Origin of the sequence: Streptomyces sp. NPDC057654 (assembly GCF_042800135.1) — a bacterium.
Classification (GTDB): domain Bacteria; phylum Actinomycetota; class Actinomycetes; order Streptomycetales; family Streptomycetaceae; genus Streptomyces.
The window spans coordinates 1-2,028 of the sequence record NZ_JBHVHQ010001184.1 but is presented as its reverse complement, the minus strand read 5'-3'; the positions used below and the strand labels follow the sequence as shown (position 1 = coordinate 2,028).

2 protein-coding genes are annotated in these 2,028 nt (G+C 71.0%); one reads left to right on the top strand and one right to left on the bottom strand.

The annotated features are described in order from the left end of the window. Positions 1-66: 66 nt before the first annotated feature. Positions 67-714: a TetR family transcriptional regulator gene (locus ACFU99_RS41820; RefSeq protein WP_384403526.1), complete on the bottom strand. Its 648-nt coding sequence runs from the start codon at positions 712-714 to the stop codon at positions 67-69. Positions 715-862: 148 nt separating this feature from the next. On the opposite strand from ACFU99_RS41820, the gene ACFU99_RS41815 reads away from it, so the two are divergent. Continuing rightward, a partial coding sequence (locus ACFU99_RS41815) for an acyl-CoA dehydrogenase family protein (protein WP_384403523.1) occupies positions 863-2,028 on the top strand: 1,166 nt, incomplete at its 3' end.

Here is a 2,028-nt window from a genome sequence, read left to right as displayed (position 1 = left end):
CCCGCCGCTCCCTGAGCGCCCGCTGTTCACCCGGGCGCCCGCCGTTCACCCGGGCGCCCGCCGTTCTCAGAAGCCGGGGCCGTCCAGCCGGTCGCCCGCCGCGGCCAGCCGCCCCCACAGGAGGTCGGCGAGGTGACGTACCAATTCGGCGCGGGGGAACGGGCGCTCGCGCAGCCACCAGTCGCCCGCCGCGTGCATCATGCCGACGATCCCATGGCCCCAGGCCCGCGCCAGCTGCTCGCCGCCCGGACCGAGGTCGACCCGCTCGGCGATCACCTTGGCCAGCTCCTCGCCGAGCCGCCGCAGCAGCGGCGCGGAGTGCCGGCCGACGTCGAACCCCTGCTCCGAGGGCTGCTCCTCGTCGGCGGGGTGCATCAGGAAGCGGTACACCTGCGGCCGGGTCTCGATGGCCACCAGGTACGTGTCCAGGGTCGCCTCGACGCGGTCGCGGCGGGGGACGGGGGCGTCGAGGGCGGCGCGCAACCCGTCGAGCAGGGCATCGGTGTGGCGCACGGCCAGCGCGCGGTAGAGCCCGCCCTTGTCGCCGAAGTGCCGGTAGAGGATCGGTTTGGTGATCCCCGCCTCGGCGGCGATGGCGTTCATCGACGCCCCCGGTCCGTCCCGCATCACCACCCGGTCCGCGGCTTCCAGCAGCTCCTTGCGCCGCGCCTGCGCGGCTCGCTGCTGATCTTCGCGCTGACTGGTCTCCACCATGTGTGCCTCCCCGCCCCCGTGACTCTTGACGCATGCGCAACGTAACACCCGGCCCACTCAGCGGATCGGGGTGCCATACGAGGTTGACAGCCCTTACTGACGAGTAACACACTCATGTTACCGTTAGTAACAAGTGCTTGGAGGGGTCATGGCCGAGTTCACCATGGAGCTGAACGAGGACCAGAGGGAGGTGCGCGACTGGATCCACGGCTTCGCCGCCGACGTGATGCGCCCGGCGGCGGCCGAATGGGACGAGCGCGAGGAGACCCCCTGGCCCGTCATCCAGGAAGCGGCCAAGATCGGCATCTACTCGCTCGACTTCTACGCCCAGCAGTTCTTCGACCCCACCGGGCTCGGCATCCCCATGGCCATGGAAGAGCTCTTCTGGGGCGACGCGGGCATCGGCCTGTCCATCGTCGGCACCGGCCTCGCCGCCGTCGGCGTCCTCGCCAACGGCACCGAGGAACAGATCGGCACCTGGATACCCCAGATGTACGGCGACGCCGACGACGTCAAGGTCGCAGCCTTCTGCTCCTCCGAGCCCGACGCGGGCTCCGACGTCGCCGCGATGCGCACCCGCGCCGTCTACGACGAGGCCAAGGACGAATGGGTGCTGAGCGGCACCAAGACCTGGGCCACCAACGGCGGCATCGCCAATGTCCATGTCGTGGTCGCCGTGGTGGACACCGAGCTCGGCTCCAAGGGGCACGCCTCCTTCATCGTCCCGCCGGGCGCCCCCGGCCTCTCCCAGGGCCAGAAGTTCAAGAAGCACGGCATCCGCGCCTCGCACACCGCCGAGGTCGTCCTGGAGGACGTACGCGTCCCCGGCCACTGCCTGCTCGGGGGGAAGGACAAGCTGGACGAGCGCCTCGCCCGCGCCCGCGAGCGCGCGAAGAGCGGCGGCGAACGCGTCAAGAACGCCGCGATGGCCACCTTCGAGGCGTCCCGCCCGGCCGTCGGCGCCATGGCGGTCGGCACCGCCCGCGCCGCCTACGAGGAAGCCCTCGACTACGCGCGGACCCGCACCCAGTTCGGCCGGCCCATCATCGACAACCAGGGCGTCGCCTTCCAGCTGGCCGACATGCGCACCCAGATCGACGCGGCCCGGCTGCTGGTCTGGCGCGCCTCCTGGATGGCCGCCACCGGCAAGCCCTTCACCTCCGCCGAGGGCTCCATGTCGAAGCTCTTCGCCAGCGAGACCGCCAAGAAGGTCACCGCCCAGGCCGTCCAGATCCTCGGCGGCAACGGCTTCACCCGCGAATACCCGGTCGAGCGCATGCACCGCGACGCGGCCATCTACACCATCTTCGAAGG

Coding starts and splice junctions, on each gene's coding strand:
- ACFU99_RS41820 (WP_384403526.1), bottom strand. CDS start 714: ATGGTGGAGACCAGTCAGCGCGAAGATCAGCAGCGAGCCGCGCAGGCG.